Genomic DNA, 21,811 nt, shown 5'->3' with positions numbered 1-21,811 from the left:
CGGCACACAGGCGAGGAGGCCCCACGCATGCACGCAATGAAGGGCGACCAGCTGGTGCAGCACGGCCGGGTGGTCGGCGAACACGACAAGGTCGGCGAGATCGTCGAGGTTCTGGGCGAGAAGGGCTCTCCCCCGTACCGGGTCCGGTTCGAGGACGGGCACGAGGGCGTGTGCTCGCCCGGCCCCGACACCGAGATCCGGCACCGGGAGATCCAGCTCTAGCCCGCGCGGATCCCGGGCAGCCGGCTCAGCGCGGGGCGGCGGCCGGCAGCGTGTAGTGGTCCGCCGCCACCCGCGCCATCGCGCCGCCCCGGTCCTCCGCCACGTCCTTGGCGGAGAAGAAGACGTGTCCGCGCACCTGCGGGTGGCGCGCGGCGAGCGCGAGGTGCCGGGACACCTCGGCCGGGTCCTGCCAGGCGGCGGGCTGTGCCGGGTCCCCGGCCTTGTACAGCGCCTCACCCACGTACAGCTTCGTCCGGCTGCCCTTGGCCACCTCGGCCCACCAGGGGAGCAGCTTCGCGTAGTCCGCACCGTTCTGGCCGATGCTCCAGTACAGCTGCGGCACGACGTAGTCGAGCCAGCCCTCGCGCACCCACTTGCGGGTGTCCGCGTACAGGTCGTCGTACGTCTGGACGCCCGCCCGGGTGTCCGAGCCGCGCTCGTCGGTGGCCGCGTTGCGCCACACCCCGAAGGGGCTCACCCCGAAGCGGGCGGACGGGCGGAGCTTCTTGACGCGTGCCGCGGTCTCGCGCACCAGCCGGTCGATGTTGTCCCGCCGCCAGTCGGCCCGGCTGCCGAAGCCGGCACCGAAGGTGCTGAAGGCCGCGCCGTCGTCGAAGCTCTCGCCGGTGACCGGATAGGGGTAGAAGTAGTCGTCGAAGTGGACGCCGTCCACGGCGTACTTCTCCACCGCGTCGAGCATCGCGTCCTGGACGAAGGCCCGGACCTCGGGCAGCCCGGGGTTGTAGTACAGCTTTCCGCCGTACGGCACCACCCACGCGGGGTGCTTGCGCGCGGGGTGGGCGGGGATCAGGTGGCTCGGGTCGTCGTGCAGGGCGACGCGGTACGGGTTGAACCAGGCGTGCAGCTCCAGGCCGCGGGCGTGGGCCTCGTCGACCGCCGTGCCCAGCGGGTCCCAGCCGGGGTCGCGGCCCTGGCTGCCGGACAGGTACTGCGACCACGGCTCGTACGGCGAGGGCCACAGCGCGTCGGCCGTCGGCCGCACCTGGAGGAACACCGTGTTCAGCCGGTGCCGGACCGCGTTGTCCAGGTGCTCGACCAGTTCGGCGCGCTGCTCCGCGGCGCCCAGGCCGGCGCGGGTGGGCCAGTCGCGGCCGGCCACCGTGGCGAGCCACATGCCCCGCATCCCGGCGGCGGCGCGGCGCACCGGCGGTTCCGGCGCGGAGACCGGCGCCGCCGACGCCGCGGGCGCCACGGTCAACGCCGACAACGCCGCCACCGCGAAGGCACGACGCGAGACACCGCCCATGGGGAGACCTCCTGAACGCTGTGGATCCGCACGCTCACGGATCGTGTACGGGGCCTCAGCATGCCCGACCCGGGAGACGGATCCGTGACCATTCGGGGGTAACGTGCTCGATCGGAGCAGGCGCCGGGGACCCCGGTGCGCCTGTTACCAGCCTTGAAGTCAGCGAAAGGGACGATGTGACCGGCATCTCGGGAGATATCGCACGCGTCGGCGTGGTGGGCTGCGGTCAGATGGGGGCGGGCATCGCCGAGGTGTGCGCCCGCTCCGGTCTGGAGGTGATGGTCGCCGAGACCACGGGCGAGGCTCTGGAGATCGGCCGCACCCGGCTGTACAACTCGCTGGCCAAGGCCGCCGAGCGCGGCAAGATCACCGAGGAGGAGCGGGACGCCACGCAGGCGCGGCTCAGCTTCACCACCGATCTCGGCGAGTTCGCCGACCGTGATCTGGTGATCGAGGCGGTCGTCGAGAACGAGCAGGTCAAGACCGAGATCTTCCAGGTGCTCGACCAGGTCGTGACCCGGCCGGACGCGATCCTGGCCTCCAACACCTCCTCGATCCCGCTGGTGAAGCTGGCGGTCGCCACCTCGCGGCCCGACCATGTCATCGGCATCCACTTCTTCAACCCGGCCCCGGTGCAGCAGCTGGTCGAGCTGATCCCGGCGCTCACCACCTCCGAGGGCACGCTGAGCCGGGCGCAGCTGTTCACCGAGAAGGTGCTCGGCAAGCACGCCATCCGCGCCCAGGACCGCTCCGGCTTCGTGGTGAACGCGCTGCTGATCCCGTACCTGCTCTCCGCGATCCGGATGTTCGAGTCGGGCATCGCGAGCCGCGAGGACATCGACAACGGCATGGAGATGGGCTGCGCCCACCCGATGGGCCCGCTGAAACTGGCGGACCTGATCGGCCTGGACACGGTCGCCTCGGTCGCGTACTCGATGTACGAGGAGTACAAGGAGCCGCTGTACGCCGCTCCCCCGCTGCTCCAGCGCATGGTCGACGCGGGCCGGCTCGGCCGCAAGAGCGGCTCGGGCTTCTACTCGTACGGCTGATTACTCCTACGGCTGATTACGCGCAGCTACGCGCACGGGCCCGGCACCTCAGGTGGTGCCGGGCCCGCGGCATTCACACGGCGTGTGCGCCCCGGGCACGCATATGCCGTCCGCACACTCTCCCCACGCGTCCACCAGGCGAGTTGACTCGACATGCACATGCAAGGGATGTGAGACGACTACGGAAAGGAGCGGTCCGTGACCGCCGATCCCGAGCACCCCGTCGTCCAGGGAGAACTCGCAGAGTTACGACGCCGGCTGGACGTGGCCTACGCCCGAGTCGAGGGCGGGCACGCCCTGCTCTCCCACCGCACCGAGGAGACCGCCAAGGAGCTGGCGGACCTCAGTACCCGGCTGACCGCGCTGGAGCACGCCCGCTGGCCTCTCCCCTCGGTGGCCGTCGTCACGGCCCTGGGCGCGCTGATCGTGGCGGTCTGGCAGGCCCTCGGACGCTAGCCGGCCCGGCGGCCGAGATCGGGCGGGGCGTCCTGCCCGAGCCTGAGGTGGTGCAGCAGGAGTAACGCGGCCGCCATGTTGGCGGCCGGGACCTCCCCGCGGGCGACCAGGTCGGGAACGAGCTTGAGCGGAATCCACTCCCGGCGGTCCGACTCGAAGTCGTCCACGGGGTGCCCGACGTACGCGCCCTCGTCGGCCCAGTAGACGTGGTGCCGGGCGTCGGTGAGCCCGTTGGACGGCTCCACGCTCATCAGGTGCCGCAGCGGTCCCGGCCGCCAGCCGGTCTCCTCCTCCAGTTCCCTCGCCGCCGCCACCGCGACGTCCTCGCCGTCCTCGACGACGCCGGCCGCCAGTTCCCAGCCCCAGCTGTCGGTGATGAAGCGGTGCCGCCACAGCAGGAGGACCTCGTTCGCCTCGTTCACGACCGTGGCCACAGCCACCGGGCGCATCCGTATGAGGAAGTGGTCGAGATGCCGACCGTCCGGTAGTTCGACATCGGCGAGATTGACGCTGAACCAGCGATTTGCGTACACATTTTGTTCGCTCTGTTTCGTCCACTGCACGGTTCTGCCACCTTTCTTGGAGTAGGTGGCAATATCGCAGCAGCAGCGTCCCGGCAGCAGGCGCACGGCGGCCGCTCACGGCGCAGTGGTGGGCGCAGTGTGCCCCGAGGGGCGGACGGATCACAGCGGTACGCGCAGTGCCCCGTCGATGAGTTCGGCGGCCTCGGTCGTGCCCGCGCAACCGCTGCGCACCAGGTGCTCGCGCACCGCGCGGAGTCGGTCGCGCAGGCGCTGGGACTCCATGCCCCGGGCCTGTTCGGCCATCTGCAAGGCGGTGGCCACCGCCTTGTCGGCGTTGCCCTGGCGCAGCTCGATGGTGCTGAGCATGGCGAGCCGGTGCACCCGGCCGCGGTCGTGCGCCGGGTTGTCGACGGCCGCGGCGGCGTGCTCCCCGGCCGCCGACAGTTCCCCGAGGCTCAACAGGGCCTCGGCGACCTGGACGTTGACCAGTCCGGGCTGGACATAGCCGGTCTCGTCGGGTTCGTAGCCGCGCCGGATGCGTTCGGCGGCCTGCTCGGCCCGGCGGATGCAGGACAGCGCGCCGCTGCCGTCGCCGAGGTGCGCGTACGCCTTCGCCTGCATCGCGTAGAGGTCGGAGGCGAGCGCCGGGGTGATGTGGCGGCCCGCGGCGCGCAGGGCGGCCTCGGCGAAGGCGACGGCCTGCCGGTGCTCCCGCATGAACAGCGCCTGGTTGACCAGCAGCGCGATGACGTAGGCACCGAGACCCTGGTCGCCGCTGGCCTTGGCGAGCCGCAGGGCCTGGTGGAAGTAGCGCTGCGCGAGTCCGTGCGCGTCGGAGTCGTACGCGCAGATCCCGGCGACCGCCACCAGGCCGCCGGTGGCCCGGTGCAGTTGGCGTCCGGTGGCGTCGGTGTAGCCGCCGCGCAGCAGCGGCGCGGCCTCGGAGTTGAGGAAGCCGACGATGCGGGCGCGGGTCGCCATGCCGCCGGCCTTGCGGTACATCTGCTCGTAGTGGGCCCGGGCGCAGCGCAGCATCTCCAGGTCGGCGGCGGTCACCCGGTGCCGCCCGCCGCGGGAGACGTCGACGTCCTCGGGCGGGTTCTCCCACTCCCAGACCGGCATCACCGCGGGCGTGCCGGTGAGCGCGGGGGCGCCGAGGATGTGCGGGCGCCGCTGCTGGTCGGAGCGCCACAGGGCGGTGGCGCGCTCCACGAACCCGGAGAGCGAGCCGGTGTGCGGGGCGGCCGGTTCGCCGGGCACCCCGAGGCCGATGTCGTCGAGCGTGACGGGGCGGTGCAGGCGGGAGGCGAGGACCTCGCAGATCAGGTCGGGCACCTGGCCGCGCGGGCGCTGGCCCTTCAACCACCGTGCGACGGCGGTGTGTTCGTACCTCAGCGCCAGCCCGCGGGCGCGTCCCGCCTGGTTGACGTGCGCGGCCAGTCCCGCGTGCGAGATCCCGGCCTCGTCCAGGATCGCGTCGAGCAGGGTGTTGGGCTGCATGGGTGCCCCCCGGTGCCGCGGTGACTCGGTGCCGACAGCGTAGTGTGCCGGGCTTCACACGGGGTGTGAACGGAGTACGCGCATCCACAGCGTGTGCGCACTGTCGCGGAGAGTTCCGGGCCGCTTGACTGAGGGACCTCGAAAGAGGCCGGCCGGGCCGCCGGCTCCCCCTCGTACAGTGCGGCGGCCCGTTTCCACGCCGTCCGCCCGGCTGCCTGCCCGACACTCCGTGGCGGGGCGGACGGCTCCGCCGGCCGTGCGGGGCGACTCGACGCCGTTCAGGGTGCGGGTGCGCTGTCGAGTGCGGGTGCGCTGTGGCTGGTCGCGCAGTTCCCCGCGCCCCTTGGCGGCGTTCAGGTTACGTCCCTGAAGGGGCGCGGGGAACTGCGCGAGCGACCACGACGTACCCGCGGCCGCCAACCGGCAGAAGCCCCCGCCCCTTGGGCGAACCCGAACCGCTAACTGCGCAGCACCGCTCCGACCCGCTCGCCCGCGAGGGCAACCGCCGCGTCCCGCGCGGCCGACGCCTCGTCGACGGTGAGCGTCCGGTCCCCCGCGCGGAAACGCAACGCGTACGCGAGGGACTTGCGCCCCTCACCCAGCTGCTCCGCGTTGTCGTAGACGTCGAACAGCCGGATGGACTCCAGCAGTTCACCGGCGCCGTCCCGCAGGGCGGCCTCGACCTCGGCCGCCGGGACGAACGCGTCGACGACCAGGGCGACGTCCTGCGTCGCCACCGGGAACGTGGAGATGCCCGGCGCCTGCGGGGTGTCGTTGCCCGCCCGCGCCACGACGTCGAGGTCCAGCTCCATCGCGCAGGTACGCGCGGGCAGACCGAGCGCCTTGAGCACCCGGGGGTGCAGCTCACCCGCGTGTCCGACGACCCGCTCCGTGCCGTCGACCGTGACGATCAGCTCGGCGCAGCGCCCGGGGTGCCACGGCCCGTACTGTCCCTTGCGGAGGATCAGCTCGGCGCCGGCCTCCCGGGCCACCAGGCGTGCCGCCTCGGCGGCGTCGGCCCAGTCGGCCGGACGGCCCTTGCCCCACCAGCCGGCCTGCTCCCGCGCGCCGGTCAGCACGACCGCGACGTGCCGCGGCTGGTCGGGCAGCGCGGCGTCCAGTGCGGCGAGGTCGTCGTCGCCGGGCCGCCGGTCGACCGGCAGGTTGGCGGCGACCCGCCGCTCGTCGCGCGGGTGGAAGACCAGGCCGGTCTCGAAGAGCGCCAGGTCGTGCGAGCCCCGGCCGTCGTTGCGGCGCAGGGCGCCGAGCAGGCCCGGCAGCAGCGTGGTCCGCAGCGCGGGCTCCTCGTCGCTGAGCGGGTTGACCAGCTTGACGACGCGGCGGGCCGGGTCGTCGGCGTCCAGCCCGAGCTGGTCGAAGACCTGCTCGCTGACGAACGGGTAGTTGAGCGCCTCGACGCAGCCCGCGCCGGCCAGCGCCCGGCCGACCCGGCGGTGCAGCCGCTGCCGGGAGGTCAGGCCACGGCCCGCGGAGGGCCTGGGCAGGGTGGAGGGCAGGTTCTCGTAGCCCTCCAGCCGGATGACCTCTTCGGCCAGGTCGTTCGGGTCGGTCAGGTCGGGCCGCCAGGACGGGACGGTGACGATCAGCTCGTCCTGCCCGTACACATCGCAGCCGACCTCCTGGAGGCGCCGTACGACGGTCTCGCGGCCGTAGGTGACGCCGGCGACCTGGTCGGGGTGGTCGGCGGGGACGCTGATGGTGTGCGGTGCGGAGGGGGCGCTGATCTCCGTGACGCCGGCCTCGGCGGTGCCGCCCGCGAGCAGCACCAGCAGGTCGACGGTGCGCTGCGCGGCAGCGGCGGCGGCCTGCGGGTCCACACCGCGCTCGAAGCGGCGGGAGGCCTCGGAGGACAGCTTGTGCCGGCGGGCGGTGCGCGCGATGGACACCTGGTCGAAGTGGGCGGCCTCGATGACCACGTCACTCGTCGCGTCGCCGCCGTTCTCCGCGGCGTCGTGGTCCGCGATCTCGGTGTTGGCGCCGCCCATGACGCCGGCGAGACCGATCGGGCCCCGGTCGTCGGTGATGACCAGGTCCTCGGCGTGCAGCTTCCGCTCGACGCCGTCGAGGGTGACGATCCTCTCGCCCTCCTCGGCCCGGCGCACGCCGATGGTGCCTTGGACGAGGCCCCGGTCGTAGGCGTGCAGGGGCTGGCCCAGCTCCATCATCACGTAGTTGGTGACGTCGACGGCCAGCGAGATCGGGCGCATGCCGACCTTCTGGAGGCGCCGCTGGAGCCAGATCGGGGAGCGCGCCTCGGCACTGAGTCCGGTCACCGTGCGGGCGGTGAAGCGGTCGCAGCCGGCGGGGTCGGCGATCTTGACGGGGTAGCCGTAGGCGTTGGGGCCCGGCACGTCGATGAGGGCCGGGTCGCGCAGCGGCAGGCCGTAGGCGACGGCGGCCTCGCGGGCCACGCCGCGGAGGGACAGGCAGTCGCCGCGGTTGGCGGTGACGGCGATGTCCAGCACCTCGTCGACCAGTTCCAGCAGCTCGATGGCGTCCTTGCCGACCTCGGTCTCGGGCGGCAGCACGATGATGCCGTGGCTGCCGTCGTCGCCCATGCCCAGCTCGTCGCCGGAGCAGATCATGCCGTGGGACGTCTTGCCGTAGGTCTTGCGGGCGGAGATCGAGAAGCCGCCGGGCAGGGTGGCGCCGGGGAGGACCACGACGACCTTGTCGCCGACGGCGAAGTTCCGGGCGCCGCAGACGATCTCCTGGGGCTCACCGGTGCCGTTGGCCTGTCCGACGTCGACGGTGCAGAAGCGGATCGGCTTCTTGAAGCCCTCCAGCTCCTCGATGGTCAGCACCTGGCCGACCACGAGCGGGCCCTTGAGGTCGGCGCCGAGGTGCTCGACGGTCTCGACCTCCAGACCGGCCGAAATCAGCTTGGCCTGCACGTCGCGGCCGGTCTCGGTGGCCGGCAGGTCGACGTACTCCCGCAGCCAGGAAAGCGGGACCCGCATCAGATCTCCATCCCGAACGGCCGGGTGAACCGGACGTCACCCTCGACCATGTCTCGCATGTCCTCGACGTTGTGGCGGAACATCAGCATCCGCTCGATGCCGAACCCGAAGGCGAAGCCGCTGTACTTCGCCGGGTCGATGCCGCAGGCGGTGAGCACCCGCGGGTTGACCATGCCGCAGCCGCCCAGCTCGATCCAGCCCTCGCTGGAGCAGGTGCGGCAGGGCCGGTCGGGGTTGCCGACGGACGCGCCCTTGCAGACGTAGCAGAGCATGTCCATCTCGGCGGACGGCTCGGTGAAGGGGAAGAAGTTCGGCCGCAGCCGGGTCTTCATCTCCGCGCCGAACAGCGACTGGACCATGTGGTCCAGGGTGCCCTTGAGGTCCGCCATGGTCAGGCCCTCGTCGATGGCGAGCAGCTCGACCTGGTGGAAGACGGGGGTGTGCGTGGCGTCCAGCTCGTCGGTGCGGTACACCCGGCCGGGGCAGATCACGTAGACCGGCAGCTCGCGGTCGAGCGCGGAGCGGATCTGCACGGGCGAGGTGTGGGTGCGCAGCACCACGCCGGACTCGGCGCCGCCGTCCGGCCCCTGCACGAAGAAGGTGTCGGCCTCGCCGCGGGCCGGGTGGTCCGGGCCGATGTTGAGGGCGTCGAAGTTGAACCACTCGGCCTCGGCCTCGGGGCCCTCGGCGACCTCGTAGCCCATGGCCACGAAGACGTCCTCGATGCGCTCGGAGAGCGTGGTGAGCGGGTGGCGGGCGCCGGCCGGCACGCGGTCGTGGGGCAGCGTGACGTCCACGGCCTCCTCGACGAGCACGCGCGCGTCGCGCTCGGCCTCCAGCTCCGCCTGGCGGGCGGCCAGCGCCTTGTTGACCGCGCCGCGGGCCATGCCGACGCGCTTGCCCGCGTCGGCCTTGGCCTGCGGGGGCAGGGCGCCGATCTCGCGGTTGGCGAGCGCCAGCGCAGAGGCCCCGCCGGTGTGGGCGACCTTGGCCTCCTGGAGCGCGTCGAGGGAGCTCGCTGCGGCGAAGGCGGCGAGCGCCTCGTCCCGCATGCGCTCGATCTCTTCCGGTTTCAACGCCTCGACCTCGACAGGGTCGTACGACTTATTCGGTGCCGACATCTCTTCCCGTGCTTCCGATTGGCTGGCTGGAACGCCCCGTCTACGGTCCGAGACGGGGCGGAGACGCTTCGTCGACGCTTCGTCTGCGGAACTGGACGCAAAGGTGCCAAAGACCGAGTCTAACGGGGCTGTGGAACGCGGATCACGCCCGTGGGGGTCGTCGGCCGTCTCAGATGCTGCTCAGGTGAGATACGCCGGTGCCGCCACGGGCAACGTAAATCGGAACTCGGCGCCGCCGCCGGGGGCGCGGCCGACCGTGATGGTGCCGCCGTGGGCCTCGACGATGCCCTTGACGATGTACAGCCCGAGGCCGGTGCCACCGCGCTTGCTGCCCCGCCAGAAGCGGGTGAAGACGCGGTTCATGGACTCCTCCGGGATGCCGGCCCCTTCGTCGCTCACCGTGACCGACGTGCCGGCGTCCTCCCCTTCGCGGGGGGACGCCGTGGGCGTGATGTCAATGGTGACGGTTCCCTCGCCGTGCCGCACCGCATTTTCCAGCAGGTTGCTCAGCACCTGGTCGACCTTGTCGGGGTCGGCCCACAGGTCGGGCAGCGGCCGACCGAGGCGGAGCAGGAAGCGGTCGGCCTCCTGGCCGGAGGCGACGTACGCCTGGATGTGCCGGCCGACGGCGGCGCCGATGTCGACGGGCTGGCGGCGGACCTCCAGCCGGCCCGAGTCGATCCGCGAGATGTCCAGCAGCTCGGCGATGAGCCGGGTGACCCGGTCCGCGTCGGCGTCGACGGTCTCCAGCATCAGCCGCTTCTGATCGTCGGTGAACCTCTCCCACTTGGCCAGCAGCGTCGCCGTGAAGCCCTTGACGGAGGTGAGGGGCGAGCGCAGTTCGTGGGCGACGGTGGCGATCAGCTCGGCGTGGCTGCGTTCGGTACGGCGCCGGGCCTCGGTGTCACGCAGGGTGACGACGATGCGGTGGACGGGGCCGAGCCGCTCGACGCGGACGTAGCGGGCGGAGACGAGGACTTCCCGGCCGCCGGGGAGCAGGAGGTTGCGCTCGGGCTGGCCGGCGCGGATGGCGAGGCCGCCGTAGGGGTCGGTGAGCTGCCACCAGCGGCGGCCCTCCAGGTCCTCCAGGGGCAGTGCCTTCTCCAGCGGCCGGCCGAGGGCTTCGGCGGCCGGGACGGCGGTGATGCGGGCGGCGGCGGCGTTGAAGCAGACGACGCGGCCACGCTCGTCGGCGACGACCAGGCCGTCGGGCAGCTCGTCCGGGTCCAGTCCGAGGCCGGCGAGATCACCGGGGGTGCGGGGCGCGGGCGGACGCGGCGCCCCCCGGGCTCCCGGCGCGCTGCTCGTGCCGACACTCATCCCCGTATCCCACCTCTCAGCCACGCGGGGGCCCTGGGCAGGTCACCCTACTAGGCGTTGGTGACGGAGCGGCACCCTCCGGCGGCGCGCTGTGCACGCGCCGACGCGTAGAGACATACGGCGGCGGCGGTCGCCAGGTTCAGGCTCTCGGCCTTCCCGTGGATCGGGACGCGCAGGACGGCGTCGGCGAGGCCGCGGGTCTCCTCGGGGAGCCCCCAGGCCTCGTTGCCGAACACCCAGGCGGTGGGGCCGCCCATGGTGCCGGCGTCCAGCTCGGCGTCGAGGTCCTGCTCCCCCGCGCCGTCGGCGGCGACCACCCGGACCCCGGCGTCCCGCAGCCCGGCCACGGCCCGCTCGACGGGGACGCCGACGGCGACCGGCAGGTGGAACAGGGAACCGACGGAGGCGCGTACGGCCTTGGGGTTGTACAGGTCGACGGAGGCGTCGGTGAGGACGACGGCCTCGGCGCCGGCGGCGTCGGCGCAGCGCAGCACCGTGCCCGCGTTGCCGGGGTCGCGGACGTGCGCGAGGACGGCGACGAGCCTGGGGCGGGCGGCGAGGATCTCGTCGAAGGGGGTGTCGATGAACCGGCAGACCCCGACCAGGCCCTGCGGGGTGACGGTGGTGGAGATGTCCTCGATCACCTGCTCGGCGGCGAGGTGCACGCGCACCCCGGCCTCGCGCGCGGCCCCGATGATGTCGGCGTACCGCTCGGCGGCCTCGACGGTGGCGAACAGCTCGACCAGCGTGTCCTCGTACCCGGCGGCCTCCCGCACGGCCTGCGGCCCCTCGGCCAGGAACAGCCGCTCCTTCCCCCGGAAGTTCCGCTTCCCCAGCCGCCGCGCGGCCAGGACACGGGGAGAACGGGGGGAGATCAGCTCGGGGCTGGCGGGTCGCATGCTCTTCCTAACGTTCACAGATATCTCGACGCGGGCTGCACGCGCCCTCCAGGGGCGCGGGGAACTGCGCGACCAGCCACGACGCACCCGCAGCAGACAACGAACCGGACAACGGCAATCGAAGGGACCCGCAGGCTGGAGCCTGCGGGTCCCTTCAACTACGGCTCAAGCCAGCGCAGCGTCACGCCGCCTTGGGCGCGTTCACGTCGCTCGGCAGCGCCTTCTGCGCCACCTCGACCAGCGCCGCGAAGGCACCGGCGTCGTTGACGGCCAGCTCGGCGAGGATCTTGCGGTCGACCTCGACGTTGGCGGCCTTCAGGCCCTGGATGAAGCGGTTGTACGTGATGCCGTTGGCGCGGGCAGCGGCGTTGATGCGCTGGATCCACAGCTGGCGGAAGTCACCCTTGCGCTTCTTGCGGTCGTTGTAGTTGTAGACCAGCGAGTGGGTGACCTGCTCCTTGGCCTTGCGGTACAGGCGCGAACGCTGACCGCGGTAGCCGGAGGCCTGCTCGAGGATCGCCCGGCGCTTCTTGTGGGCGTTGACTGCCCGCTTGACGCGTGCCACTTGTTAACTCCTTGTAGCGGGGCCGCGGTGATCCTCACGCGGCCCGGTATCGATGGGGTCCCGGTCCTGCCGTACGGCGCTCAGTGGCGCCCGTACGTCACTTGCCGAGAAGCTTCTTGATCTTCGCGGCGTCGCCCGGGGCCATCTCGGCGTTGCCGGTCAGGCGGCGCGTCACGCGGGACGACTTGTGCTCGAGCAGGTGGCGCTTGCCGGCGCGCTCACGGAGCACCTTGCCGGAGCCGGTGATCTTGAAGCGCTTGCTGGCACCGCTGTGCGACTTGTTCTTCGGCATAGCGCCGTTCTCTCCTCGTCGGTGGCGCTCCGGTGCCCGGTCGTGAAACCGGGCACGGTGGAGCGTCGCTTGTATCGGTTGGTCCTGGGGACTCGCGTCCCCCCGGGGTCACGCCTCGGCGGGTTCCTGGGCCGGAGCCTCGGCGCCCTCGGCGTCGGCCTCCGCGGCGTTCTGCGACTTACCGGGGTTGGCCTTCGCGTCCGCCTTGCGCGCTTCCTGCGCCTGACGGGCCTCGGCCATCGCCTCGGTCTTCTTCTTGTGCGGACCGAGAACCATGATCATGTTTCGGCCGTCCTGCTTCGGATTCGACTCCACGAAGCCGAGGTCCTGGACGTCCTCCGCGAGACGCTGCAGCAGTCGGTAGCCCAGCTCGGGGCGGGACTGCTCGCGGCCGCGGAACATGATCGTGATCTTGACCTTGTCGCCCTGCTTGAGGAACCGGACGACGTGACCCTTCTTGGTGTCATAGTCGTGCGGGTCGATCTTCGGCCGGAGCTTCATCTCCTTGATGACCGTGTGCGCCTGGTTCTTGCGCGCCTCACGGGCCTTCATGGCCGACTCGTACTTGAACTTCCCGTAGTCCATGAGCTTGCAGACAGGCGGACGGGCGTTCGCCGCGACCTCGACGAGGTCGAGGTCGTACTCCTGCGCAAGCTCCAGGGCCTTGGCAAGCGGAACAATCCCGACCTGCTCGCCGCTGGGACCGACAAGTCGCACCTCGGGAACGCGAATCCGGTCGTTGATGCGGGGCTCGGCGCTGATGGATCCTCCTCGGTAGCACCACGCGACGGTCTGGCAAACAGCCGCGTAACGTCTGTGTTCGATAGACCTAACCGCGCCGGCGCACAAAAAATGCCCCGGACGATCACAGGCGGGGCTCCTCGGACTACTACCGGAGCACCGCCGCGATGACCGCGGGGCGCGATTTCGGGCCGGTCGCCGCCGCTGGGACGGGACCGCCTGACCGGTGACCCGCCGTCCCGGAGGACGGCCAGGTGGGAGATCGGAGCCTCCACTTGTGGGCCGGATCCGCAGCCGTGGGCGTGCGTGTCCGACCGGTCGTTACACAAGGTTAGCAGCTCGGCGAGGGAAGGGCTAACCGAGACCGAGTGGGGGGTGGTCCGCCGCTGCGCCTATCGTGTGCGGCATGAGTGACACCCCGCCTGAGACGCCCGACTTCGACGCCATGACCCGCGACATCGCGGAGGTCCCCGCGGTCGAGGTGATCGTGACGGTCGCCGTCAACCTGATGAGCGCCGCCGCCGTGAAGCTGGGGCTGACCGAGGAGGGCGAGGCGCACAAGGACCTGGACGAGGCGCGCAAGCTGGTGCACGCGCTGGGCGGCCTGCTGGACGCGACGGCGACCGAGATCAGCTCCTTCCACGCGGCGCCGCTGCGGGACGGCCTGAAGTCGCTCCAACTGGCCTTCCGCGAGGCCTCGCTCGTCCCGGACGAGCCGGGTCAGGGTCCGGGCGAGAAGTACACGGGGCCCGTCTACCGCTGACCCCGCCCCTCCCGCACGTACAAGGGCTCGCCCGGCGGCGTCGCCCCGGCCGGCAGCAGTGCCAGGTCGAGGCCGCGCACCAGGCGGGCCCTCAGCGTCTCGTCGGCGGCCAGCCGTTCGGCGACGGCACGGGCCGCCTTCGCCGGGTCGTCCTCCCCCGGATCCAGGACCAGTGCCAGCGTGCCGTCGGCGCGGCCCCGTCCGAGATGCGCCCGGAGCACGGCCGGCTCCGCGGCCAGGACGGCGCGTACGGCACCGGTGACGGCCGGATCGGCGAGCGGGTCGGTCGTCGTGCGTCCCTCGGCCAGCGCCAGCAGCACCGCTCCGGTCAGCTCGAACGGGACCGGTCCGGCCAGATCGAGGACGACCGTGTCCGCCTTCTCGTGCGCGGCGGCCTGCAGCGCCTGGTGCACGGGTACGGCGACGGGGCGGGCCGCGGGATCCCAGCGGGCGAGCGACGCGGTGGACGTGAAGGCGGGCAGCGCGGTACGGCCGCCGGCCTTCAGCGTGGGCACCGCCATGTCACTGGTCTTCTCCCGGCGCAGCCCGCCCTCCCGTCGCCCACCACCACCCTTCCAAAGAGCTTCGCGCCCCTCTTGACTGTCCTCCTCCACCTCACCGAGGACGGCCACGACAGGCACCAGCAGCCGGGCACCCTTGAGCGCCTCCAGCACCGGCGCCAGAGCGGTCCGGTCCTCGGCCCAGGCGGCGAGCGCGGCATCGAGCCGGGGATCGGCGGAGCCGTCGTCGTCGGAGTAGCCGGAGTCGGGAATGTTCTTGTTCGCCACGGTCCCCGACCCTAGTTCAGGGTGTCCGCCGGCCGACGAGGGGGCGCGGCCGGGGACCGCAGGCCGAGCCACTGCTCGGCGTCCCAGGCCCGGAACCGCTCCACCTCGGCGAACCCCAGCCTTGCCGCGAGGCGCATGGAGCCCACGTTGGCGGTCTGGGTGGCCAGCGCCACCGGCTCGCCGGGAAGGACGCCGTCGAACCAGTCGAGGGCCGCCGCACACGACTCCTGGGCGTACCCGAGACCCCACGCCCGGGGCAGGAACAGGTATCCGAGGTCGGCCTTCCCCGACGCGGCCGGGCGATGGCGCTCCGACGCCCTCCGGAGCAGGATCTGGCCGATCATCGCCCCGTCGAGGTCGACGACGAAGCTCCCCGGCCACCGCTCGGGCACCGCGGGCAACTCGCGCTCCAGCTCATCACGCGGCCGGGGGCCTCCGAGATAGGTGTGCACCTCTGCCGAGGCCAGCAGTTCGACGAACACCGGACGGTCCCTGGCCTCGGGCGCACGGAGTACGAGCCGCTCGGTCCTGATGGGGGCGGGCGGCGGCCACGGGACGTCTCCGAGTCCGGTCATGCGGACAGCCAACCAGCGGGCCCGGTCGGTGATCAAGGCCGGCGTGGCGTCGTATCGTCGGCGGTGACGGTGCCGGTGTCGGTGCCGGTGACCGTGGGCGGGAGGGGTGGGCATGGAGCGGGACGCGTCGCTGGCCGGCCTCATGGCGTCGGTGCCTGTGGCGGACGGCGTCGAGGTCGCGGTGGCGGGGCTTGATCCGGAGACCGGGGTGGGGGCGGCCCACGGGGCGGGAGTCTTCGAGACGGCGAGCATCGTCAAGGTCGGCATTCTGGCGGCGCTGCTGCTCCGGGCGCGGGACGCGGGGCGCGCGCTGACCGTCGCGGAGCGGGCGCATGCCGTCGCGATGGTCGAGCGGAGTGACAACGACTCGGCCTCGGCGCTGTGGCGGGCGATCGGCGGGGCGCGGGGGCTGGACGCGGCGAACGAGCGGTTCGGGCTGACGGGGAGCGCGGGCGGCGAGGGGACGCTGTGGGGGCTGACCCGGACGACGGCCGTTGATCAGGTCGCGCTGCTGCGGCAGTTGTTCGTCGCGGAGGGTTCCCAGCTGAGCACGGACGCACGGGCGTACGTGACCGGGTTGATGGGGCGGATCACGGACGGTCAGCGGTGGGGGGTGTCGGCGGCGGCCGACGGTTCCGCGTGGGCGCTGAAGAACGGCTGGCTGCGGCGGAGCACCACCGGGTTGTGGGTGGTCAACAGCGTCGGGCGGGTCACCTCGGACGGTCACGACCGGCTGGTCGCGGTGGTGTCGCGGGGCAGCGCGACGCTGGCGGAGGGGATCGCGGTGGTCGAGGCGGCGGCCCGGGCCGCGGTGTCCGTCCTCGCCGAGGAGGGCGAGGGGAGTCGCCGGGCGGAGCGGACTCAGAAGTCGTCGTAGCGTTCGCGGCGGCCGCGCCACAGGACCACGGCGGCGACCACGAGGACGCCGCCCGCGCCGCCGGCCAGCGGGGCCGCCCAGGCTGAGGTGGAGTCGTCGGAGTCGGCGGTGTCGGGGCCTGAGCCGAAGTACTTGTCGCCGTAGGCCGCCGGGTTCAGGCCCTCCGGCTTCAGCCGTCCGGCCGCCTCGATCGCGGCGGCGGGGTCGACGAAGCCGAAGCCGCGGGAGTCGTCGCGGCCCTCGGCGGGGGCGTTGCGCGCGGTGTCCTCCAGCAGGGCCTTGACCTGGGCCGGGCCGAGGTCCGGATGGGCCGCCTTCACCAGGGCGGCGGCGCCGGAGACGAAGGCCGAGGCGGCGCTGGTGCCCCAGCCCTCGTAGTACCGGTGGTCGGGGTCGGCGATGATCACGTCGACGCCGGGCGCGCTGACCGTGGCGTACCAGCGGCGGGTGGAGAAGGAGGCGCGGGTGCCGTAGCGGTCGACGGCGGTGGCGGCGATGACGCCCGGATAAGCGGCCGGGTAGGAGACGTGGTCGCCCTTCTCGCCGCCGTTGCCGGCCGAGGCGACGACGATCACGCCCTTCTTCAGGGCGTACTGGATGGCCTCGTCCTCGGCGGGTTCGGGGTGCGCGGAGGCGGAGTCGTCGCCGAGGGAGAGGTTGATGATGTCGGCGCCGTTGTCCGCGGCCCAGCGGATGCCCTCGGCGAGGGCGTTGCCGCGGGTCTTGCGGGCCTTGGCACGGGAGGGGTCGCCGTCCTCCAGGATCACGCGCAGGGGCATGATCTTGGCCTCCGGGGCGATGCCCATGACACCCTCGGCGTTGCCGGCGCCGTGGCCGTGCCCGGCGATGATCCCGGCCATGGCGGTGCCGTGCCGGGCCCAGGCGCGGTCGCCCTCGCTCGCGCCGAAGCCGACCAGGTCCTTCCCGGTGATGACGTTGCCGGCCAGGTCGGGGTGGTCGGCCTCCACGCCCGTGTCCAGGACGGCGACGGTGACGCCCGCGCCCTTGGTGGTGCGCCAGGCGTCCTGGGTGTGCATGGCGTCCAGGGCCCACTGCTGGGCGCGGATGCCGTCGGCGTGGGCGGTGGGGGCGGGGACGAGCACGAGGGCGCCCGCCAGCAGGAGGCTCAGGGCGGCGCCTGCCCGGCGGGCGCGGCGGGTGTTCACCTGGGGTGCGTTCACGACGGGTGCTCCGTGGCCTGGCCCACGTTCTTGCGCAGGGCGCGTTCGACGCGGTCGGCGAGGCCCTTCGCCTCGTGGCCGAGGCCGGCCTGGGCGGGGGCGGACGTGGCGCCGGACTCCATGGCCTCCCCGGCGGGCTGGGGGTCGTCGACGGTGCGGGCGTCGGCCCAGCCGGAGACGGCGTAGACGACGACGGGGGCGTCGGTGAGGACGGAGACGGTCCAGGCGGCGCGCTGCGGGGCGCCGAACCCGGCGGCGACGGTGTCCTTCGCGGCGTACGGCAGCGGCATCAGGTCGTCGCGGCCGCCCAGGCCCTCCTTCTCGAACCGCTTCGCCAGTGAGGTCATGGCGGCGGCGTCGGCCTTGGTGAACAGCATGCCGACGGTGGTGACGTGGCTCCGGGTGGCGTCGGTGTACGTGGCGCGCAGCAGGCGCCGGCAGCCGACCGGGTCCAGCACCTTGGCGAGCAGCCGGTCGAAGGCGGCGGCGCACTCGCCGTCCGGGGCGACCGCGATCCGCGTCCAGGTGCGGTCGGCGCCGCCGGGGCCGGCGCCCTGGCCGCGCACGGTGGGCGGGAACAGCTGGTCGACCGGCACGCTGTGCCACAGGTCTCCGGCCTCGGTGAACGCGCTGCGCGCGCCCCCGTCCCCGGAGTCCCCGGCGAGCCAGCTGCCGGTGACCGCTCCGGTGAGGAGCCCCACGCCGAGCACGAGACAGACCGCGGCGGCGAGGGCCTGCGGCCGCAGCCGGCCGCCGAGCGGGCGGGGCCGGGCGAGCCCGTCGTACCCCTCGGGCCGCCCGAACGACACCCGGGGCCGCCCGTCGCCGGGCACCACCGGGGCGCTCCAGGAGAACGCGGGGTCGGGCCCGGAGTCGCGGCCCGCCACCGGCTCGGGCGGCACCGGCCGCAGCCGCCGGGTCGTCTCGGAGGGGGTCTCCTCGGGGACGCCGGTCCGCCGGGCCGCCGGCCGGGACGCCCCGGTTCCCCGGAGGTCCTCGCCCACACCGGCGCCGTGCGCCGTGGGCCCCACCGGGCGGCGAGGCGGGTCCTGGGCCGCGGGAACGTCACGCGGGGGCGAGCCCGGCGCGGCGCCCGGAGGGCGTGCGGCGGGCACGTCCGGGCGCGCGGTGGGCGCCGCCGAGCGCGTGCCGGGTGTTTCCGGGCGGGTGACGCCGGGAGCCGGGGCATCGCTGCCGACGGTGGGCGGGGCGTCGGGAAAGCGGGCGGAAGCGTGTGGTGCGGCGTCCCGCCCGACGGACGGCGGGGCATCCGGGAACCGCGCCGAAGCACGCGGCTCGGCGTCCCGCCCAACAGACGGCGGAGCATCCGGGAACCGCGCCGAAGCACGCGGCTCGGCGTCCCGCCCAACAGACGGCGGAGCATCCGGGAACCGCGCCGAAGAACGCGGCTCGGCGTCCCGCCCGACAGACGGCGGAGCATCCGGGAACCGGGCCGAAGCACGCGGTGGAGGTACGTCCTGTCCCTGTCCGCCGCGTGAGCGGTCGTCTGGGCGGAGGCGCGGGTACGGGGGCCGGGTCCTCGGGGGTGCCTCCGGGGACGACGAAGGCTCTCGGCCCGGGGTCTCGCCCCGCCCCGTGTCCCGGGACGGGGCCTGCGGGCGCTGCCCGGGGACGGGGTCCGACATGCCCGACGAACGCCGGCCGGCTCCCGCCGCGTCGGGGTCGTGCGACGCCGGCGCCTGGGCGGGGCGGGGCGGCGTGGTGGGGCGCGGGTGTGCCGCGGCGCCCGTGAGATCGGCGGTGCCGGAACCGGACGCGGTGACCGACGCGGCCGCGGCACCGCCCTCGACCGCTCCGGAAGCCGCCGGGGGCGACGCGGGGCGCGGGGGCGCGGCGGGACGGGAAGGAGCGCCGGGGTTCCGGGAGGCGTCGGCCGGAGCAGGCTCCGTCGCGGGACGCGGCGGGAACTGCGGCCGGGCCGGAGCGGCGGTGCCCGAGCCGGACGCGGTGGGCGACGGAGTCCAGGGGCGCCCCGCGGAGGCCTGGTCGTCGGGGCCCGGCGGTGGCGGGTGTTCCCCCGGTGGGGCGGTGGGGCGGGGCGGATGGGAGGCGCGGCGCGCTTCCGTGCTCATGCACCCCCCGTTTCTCGGGCCCGGGCCGTTCTCCGGCGCGGGCCGGTGATGTCTCCTGCCCCGGCCCGGCGCGGACCGATCCGTCCCGGGCACGCATACCCGCACGCGAGGACCGCCATCCCGGCGCGGGCCCGGGGGCCCGGCCGCCCGGGGTCGTTCGCCGTGCGTGCGCGTCACTCTACGGCGTGACCCCGCCCGGCGGGGAACCAGTCCGCACGCCCGTGGCATTGGCCCGGAACGTCCCCCTACCCTGCGGTAATCCTGTCTGGCAGGCTGCGGGCATGACTGCGCGCGCCGCCGACCGGGCCCGTTACGACCGGGCCACCTCCCATCTGGACGCCCCCGTGGCCATCGTGGACCTGGAGGCGTTCGACGCCAACGCGGACGACCTGGTCCGCCGGGCCGGCGGCAAGCCGGTCCGGGTGGCCAGCAAGTCCGTACGCTGCCGTGCCCTGCTGGAACGCGCCCTGGCCAGGGACGGTTTCGCCGGCCTCATGTCGTACACCCTGGCCGAGTCCCTGTGGCTGGCCCGCTCCGGCTTCGAGGACGTGCTGCTCGCCTACCCGTCGGCGGACCGCACCGGATACGCCGAGCTGACCGCCGACCCGAAGCTCGCCTCCGCGGTGACCGTGATGGTCGACGACCCGGCGCAGCTGGACCTCATCGACGGGGCCCGCGACGGCGGGCGCGAAGTCGTGCGGGTCTGCCTGGAGTTGGACACCTCGCTGCGGCTGCTCGGCGGCCGGGTACGGGTCGGCGCCCGCCGTTCCCCGCTGCACTCCCCCGCCGAGATGGCCGACCTGGCCCGGGCGGTGGCCCGCCGCAAGGGGTTCGAGGTCGTCGGTGTCATGGCGTACGAGGGTCATGTCGCCGGGGTCGGGGACGCGGTGGCCGGGCGCCCGCTGCGGTCGCGTGCGGTGCGGCTGATGCAGGCCGCCGCCCGCCGGGAACTCGCCGAGCGCCGCGCCGCCGTGGTGCGGGCCGTGCGGGCGGTGGTGCCGGGCCTGGAGTTCGTCAACGGCGGCGGCACGGGCAGCGTGCAGCACACGGCGGCCGAGGAGGCGGTCACGGAGATCGCCGCCGGGTCCGGCCTGTACGTGCCGCGCCTGTTCGACAACTACACCTCGTTCACCGGGCGTCCGGCGGCGCTGTTCGCGCTGCCCGTCGTACGGCGTCCCGGCGTCGGGGTCGTGACGGTGCTGGGCGGCGGCTATCCGGCCTCCGGCGCGGCCGGCGCCGACCGGCTGCCGGTGCCGTATCTGCCCGAGGGGCTGCGCTACGACCCCCAGGAGGGCCCCGGCGAGGTGCAGACGCCGCTGCTCGGCTCGCCCGCCGACGACCTGCTGATCGGCGGCAAGGTGTGGTTCCGGCACGCCAAGGCCGGTGAGCTGTGCGAGCGGTTCGACACGCTGCACCTGGTGGAGGGGGACGCGGTGACGGCGACGGTCCCGACGTACCGGGGCGAGGGGCACACCTTCCTCTAGGACCCGACGTGCCATCGCGCCGTCAGTCCGTCAGTCCGTCGGGCCGATACCGCTGCCCACGCCGCCGCCCGTGTCCGCGTCGCCGATGGGCCGGATGCCCTGGGTGATGGTGTCCATGTCGGCGAGCGGCGGCCCGTCCTCGCCCGCGTCGAAGACGTAGCGGACCAGGACCGGGGACTCGGTGCCGACGGTGGAGGGGAACACCAGCGACTGCACGTAGCCGCCGGGCCCCTTGGCCGTCTCCACCCGCCAGCGCACGTAGTAGCCCGCGCGTCCGGCGACCGCGACCTGCCCGGACGCCACCTCCTCGTGCGACTCGATGCCGCCGAACGGCTTGTTGCCGACCAGGTCGCGGTCGTACGCGTCGTCGGCGGCGTCCTCGATGTCCTGCCGGGCGAGGGTCTTCGGGGAGGACTCGGCGTTCGACGTGACGGTGCGGGAGACGACCATTCCGTGCCGGCACACGCCGCCGTCCGCCGGGCAGTCGTAGGTGCCGTCCGTGGTCATCATGACGTCGTCCTCGGCGACGTGCTCGGGCAGGACCCAGCCGTCGGGCAGCGGGAAGGTGACGCCGTTGAGCTGGTCCTCGACCACGGCGGGGTCGTCCGCGGAGGACCCGGAGGGGGTGGGCGACGGCTCCTCGGTCACCGGCGCGGGGTCGGTGGCGGTCGGTGTCACGGGCGGCGCCTGCGTATCGGGACCGTCTCCGTCGTCCTCGCCCAGGACGAACACACCGGTGACGATCGCGGCGACCAGCACGGCCGCGGCGCCGGTGAGGGCGACGGCCTTTCCCCGCCCGGTGCCGCCCTGCTGCCCCTGTCCACCGCCCGCGAACAGCGGCACGGTCGGCGGCTGGCCGGGCTGCGCCCGGGGCGCCGGGTGCTGGGCCGCGCCGTACCCGGTGGTCGCGGGTGCGCCGTATCCGGTGCTCGCGGATGCGCCGTACCCGGTGTCCCCGGGCGCCCCGTACCCGGTGGCTCCCGGTGCGCGCCGGTGCTCGGTCCAGGCGGTGCCGTCCCACCAGCGTTCCTGGTGGGCGGCCGACGGGTCGCGGTACCAGCCGGGCGGCGGCGTCATGCTCATTCCGGCACTGTAGGACGCCGCGCGCGGTGA

At 73.6% G+C, this 21,811-nt stretch carries 21 protein-coding genes; 6 read left to right on the top strand and 15 right to left on the bottom strand.

Going from position 1 to position 21,811, the window contains the following annotated elements; translation table 11 throughout:
* The first annotated feature begins 27 nt into the window (after positions 1 to 27).
* Entirely contained in the window at positions 28 to 222 is a 195-nt protein-coding gene (locus ACFW01_RS21835) for a DUF1918 domain-containing protein (protein ID WP_122617272.1), read from the top strand.
* 25 nt (positions 223 to 247) lie between these two features.
* On the opposite strand, the gene ACFW01_RS21830 is transcribed toward ACFW01_RS21835, so the two are convergent.
* Positions 248 to 1,489, bottom strand: coding sequence for a family 10 glycosylhydrolase (locus ACFW01_RS21830; protein ID WP_234958355.1), 1,242 nt, complete (start codon positions 1,487 to 1,489; stop codon positions 248 to 250).
* A 176-nt stretch (positions 1,490 to 1,665) separates the two neighbouring features.
* On the opposite strand from ACFW01_RS21830, the gene ACFW01_RS21825 reads away from it, so the two are divergent.
* Both ACFW01_RS21825 and ACFW01_RS21820 read left to right on the top strand, forming a co-directional pair.
* Positions 1,666 to 2,538, top strand: a complete 873-nt coding sequence (locus ACFW01_RS21825) for a 3-hydroxybutyryl-CoA dehydrogenase (protein WP_122617274.1) — start codon at positions 1,666 to 1,668, stop codon at positions 2,536 to 2,538.
* 198 nt (positions 2,539 to 2,736) lie between these two features.
* Positions 2,737 to 2,994, top strand: a complete 258-nt coding sequence (locus tag ACFW01_RS21820; protein ID WP_114528873.1) for a hypothetical protein — start codon at positions 2,737 to 2,739, stop codon at positions 2,992 to 2,994.
* Here the strand turns inward: ACFW01_RS21820 and ACFW01_RS21815 are convergent.
* From ACFW01_RS21815 to infC, 9 genes are all read right to left on the bottom strand, one after another.
* Complete coding sequence (locus ACFW01_RS21815; protein WP_234958356.1) at positions 2,991 to 3,557, bottom strand: NUDIX hydrolase; 567 nt, start codon at positions 3,555 to 3,557, stop codon at positions 2,991 to 2,993. The genes ACFW01_RS21820 and ACFW01_RS21815 overlap by 4 nt on opposite strands.
* A 120-nt stretch (positions 3,558 to 3,677) precedes the next feature.
* Positions 3,678 to 5,018, bottom strand: coding sequence for a transcriptional regulator (locus ACFW01_RS21810; protein WP_234958357.1), 1,341 nt, complete (start codon positions 5,016 to 5,018; stop codon positions 3,678 to 3,680).
* A 458-nt stretch (positions 5,019 to 5,476) separates the two neighbouring features.
* Positions 5,477 to 7,999 (bottom strand): phenylalanine--tRNA ligase subunit beta, encoded by a 2,523-nt coding sequence (pheT, locus tag ACFW01_RS21805; protein WP_384505713.1) that lies wholly within the window; start codon positions 7,997 to 7,999, stop codon positions 5,477 to 5,479.
* Positions 7,999 to 9,120, bottom strand: a complete 1,122-nt coding sequence (gene pheS, locus ACFW01_RS21800) for a phenylalanine--tRNA ligase subunit alpha (RefSeq protein WP_384505710.1) — start codon at positions 9,118 to 9,120, stop codon at positions 7,999 to 8,001. The genes pheT and pheS overlap by 1 nt, the downstream gene beginning before the upstream one ends.
* A gap of 180 nt (positions 9,121 to 9,300) precedes the next feature.
* Entirely contained in the window at positions 9,301 to 10,440 is a 1,140-nt protein-coding gene (locus ACFW01_RS21795; RefSeq protein ID WP_384505707.1) for an ATP-binding protein, read from the bottom strand.
* Positions 10,441 to 10,490: 50 nt separating this feature from the next.
* Complete coding sequence (locus tag ACFW01_RS21790) at positions 10,491 to 11,339, bottom strand: RNA methyltransferase (protein ID WP_234958361.1); 849 nt, start codon at positions 11,337 to 11,339, stop codon at positions 10,491 to 10,493.
* A gap of 181 nt (positions 11,340 to 11,520) precedes the next feature.
* Positions 11,521 to 11,904, bottom strand: a complete 384-nt coding sequence (rplT, locus tag ACFW01_RS21785; protein WP_004002577.1) for a 50S ribosomal protein L20 — start codon at positions 11,902 to 11,904, stop codon at positions 11,521 to 11,523.
* Positions 11,905 to 12,001: 97 nt separating this feature from the next.
* Positions 12,002 to 12,196 (bottom strand): 50S ribosomal protein L35, encoded by a 195-nt coding sequence (rpmI, locus tag ACFW01_RS21780; protein ID WP_003977225.1) that lies wholly within the window; start codon positions 12,194 to 12,196, stop codon positions 12,002 to 12,004.
* A 108-nt stretch (positions 12,197 to 12,304) separates the two neighbouring features.
* On the bottom strand, positions 12,305 to 12,958 hold the full coding sequence (gene infC, locus ACFW01_RS21775) for a translation initiation factor IF-3 (RefSeq protein ID WP_125493105.1): 654 nt from the start codon (positions 12,956 to 12,958) through the stop codon (positions 12,305 to 12,307).
* A 385-nt stretch (positions 12,959 to 13,343) separates the two neighbouring features.
* Here infC and ACFW01_RS21770 point away from each other — a divergent pair, with 385 nt between their 5' ends.
* Positions 13,344 to 13,700, top strand: coding sequence for a DUF1844 domain-containing protein (locus ACFW01_RS21770; protein WP_234958362.1), 357 nt, complete (start codon positions 13,344 to 13,346; stop codon positions 13,698 to 13,700).
* Here the strand turns inward: ACFW01_RS21770 and ACFW01_RS21765 are convergent.
* Positions 13,691 to 14,488 carry an SseB family protein gene (locus ACFW01_RS21765; protein WP_384505700.1) on the bottom strand — a complete coding sequence of 266 codons (798 nt, stop codon included), beginning with the start codon at positions 14,486 to 14,488 and terminating at the stop codon, positions 13,691 to 13,693. The genes ACFW01_RS21770 and ACFW01_RS21765 overlap by 10 nt on opposite strands.
* Positions 14,489 to 14,499: 11 nt before the next feature.
* Entirely contained in the window at positions 14,500 to 15,063 is a 564-nt protein-coding gene (locus tag ACFW01_RS21760) for a GNAT family N-acetyltransferase (RefSeq protein ID WP_384505697.1), read from the bottom strand.
* Positions 15,064 to 15,175: 112 nt separating this feature from the next.
* Here ACFW01_RS21760 and ACFW01_RS21755 point away from each other — a divergent pair, with 112 nt between their 5' ends.
* Positions 15,176 to 15,940 (top strand): serine hydrolase, encoded by a 765-nt coding sequence (locus tag ACFW01_RS21755; protein WP_384505694.1) that lies wholly within the window; start codon positions 15,176 to 15,178, stop codon positions 15,938 to 15,940.
* Here ACFW01_RS21755 and mycP read toward each other — a convergent pair.
* Entirely contained in the window at positions 15,925 to 17,121 is a 1,197-nt protein-coding gene (gene mycP / locus ACFW01_RS21750) for a type VII secretion-associated serine protease mycosin (RefSeq protein ID WP_384505691.1), read from the bottom strand. The two genes, ACFW01_RS21755 and mycP, sit on opposite strands and share 16 nt — an antisense overlap.
* Positions 17,118 to 18,125, bottom strand: a complete 1,008-nt coding sequence (locus ACFW01_RS21745) for a hypothetical protein (RefSeq protein ID WP_384505689.1) — start codon at positions 18,123 to 18,125, stop codon at positions 17,118 to 17,120. The genes mycP and ACFW01_RS21745 overlap by 4 nt, the downstream gene beginning before the upstream one ends.
* Positions 18,126 to 19,495: 1,370 nt before the next feature.
* Between ACFW01_RS21745 and ACFW01_RS21740 the strand changes: the two genes are divergently transcribed.
* On the top strand, positions 19,496 to 20,698 hold the full coding sequence (locus ACFW01_RS21740) for an amino acid deaminase/aldolase (RefSeq protein WP_384505686.1): 1,203 nt from the start codon (positions 19,496 to 19,498) through the stop codon (positions 20,696 to 20,698).
* Between the two features lie 30 nt (positions 20,699 to 20,728).
* On the opposite strand, the gene ACFW01_RS21735 is transcribed toward ACFW01_RS21740, so the two are convergent.
* Complete coding sequence (locus ACFW01_RS21735) at positions 20,729 to 21,775, bottom strand: DUF2510 domain-containing protein (protein WP_384505742.1); 1,047 nt, start codon at positions 21,773 to 21,775, stop codon at positions 20,729 to 20,731.
* Positions 21,776 to 21,811: the final 36 nt, after the last annotated feature.

Origin of the sequence: Streptomyces sp. NPDC058985, assembly GCF_042740985.1 — a bacterium.
Classification (GTDB): domain Bacteria; phylum Actinomycetota; class Actinomycetes; order Streptomycetales; family Streptomycetaceae; genus Streptomyces.
This window is presented reverse-complemented; position numbering and strand designations above follow the sequence as displayed.

Bases quoted from the DNA above. Each gene is read 5' to 3' on its own strand.
- ACFW01_RS21835 (WP_122617272.1), top strand. From the start codon at position 28: ATGCACGCAATGAAGGGCGACCAGCTGGTGCAGCACGGCCGGGTGGTC.
- ACFW01_RS21830 (WP_234958355.1), bottom strand. From the start codon at position 1,489: ATGGGCGGTGTCTCGCGTCGTGCCTTCGCGGTGGCGGCGTTGTCGGCG.
- ACFW01_RS21810 (WP_234958357.1), bottom strand. From the start codon at position 5,018: ATGCAGCCCAACACCCTGCTCGACGCGATCCTGGACGAGGCCGGGATC.
- pheT (WP_384505713.1), bottom strand. From the start codon at position 7,999: ATGCGGGTCCCGCTTTCCTGGCTGCGGGAGTACGTCGACCTGCCGGCC.
- pheS (WP_384505710.1), bottom strand. From the start codon at position 9,120: ATGTCGGCACCGAATAAGTCGTACGACCCTGTCGAGGTCGAGGCGTTG.
- ACFW01_RS21795 (WP_384505707.1), bottom strand. From the start codon at position 10,440: ATGAGTGTCGGCACGAGCAGCGCGCCGGGAGCCCGGGGGGCGCCGCGT.
- ACFW01_RS21790 (WP_234958361.1), bottom strand. From the start codon at position 11,339: ATGCGACCCGCCAGCCCCGAGCTGATCTCCCCCCGTTCTCCCCGTGTC.
- rpmI (WP_003977225.1), bottom strand. From the start codon at position 12,196: ATGCCGAAGAACAAGTCGCACAGCGGTGCCAGCAAGCGCTTCAAGATC.
- ACFW01_RS21770 (WP_234958362.1), top strand. From the start codon at position 13,344: ATGAGTGACACCCCGCCTGAGACGCCCGACTTCGACGCCATGACCCGC.
- ACFW01_RS21760 (WP_384505697.1), bottom strand. From the start codon at position 15,063: ATGACCGGACTCGGAGACGTCCCGTGGCCGCCGCCCGCCCCCATCAGG.
- ACFW01_RS21755 (WP_384505694.1), top strand. From the start codon at position 15,176: ATGGAGCGGGACGCGTCGCTGGCCGGCCTCATGGCGTCGGTGCCTGTG.
- ACFW01_RS21740 (WP_384505686.1), top strand. From the start codon at position 19,496: ATGACTGCGCGCGCCGCCGACCGGGCCCGTTACGACCGGGCCACCTCC.
- ACFW01_RS21735 (WP_384505742.1), bottom strand. From the start codon at position 21,775: ATGACGCCGCCGCCCGGCTGGTACCGCGACCCGTCGGCCGCCCACCAG.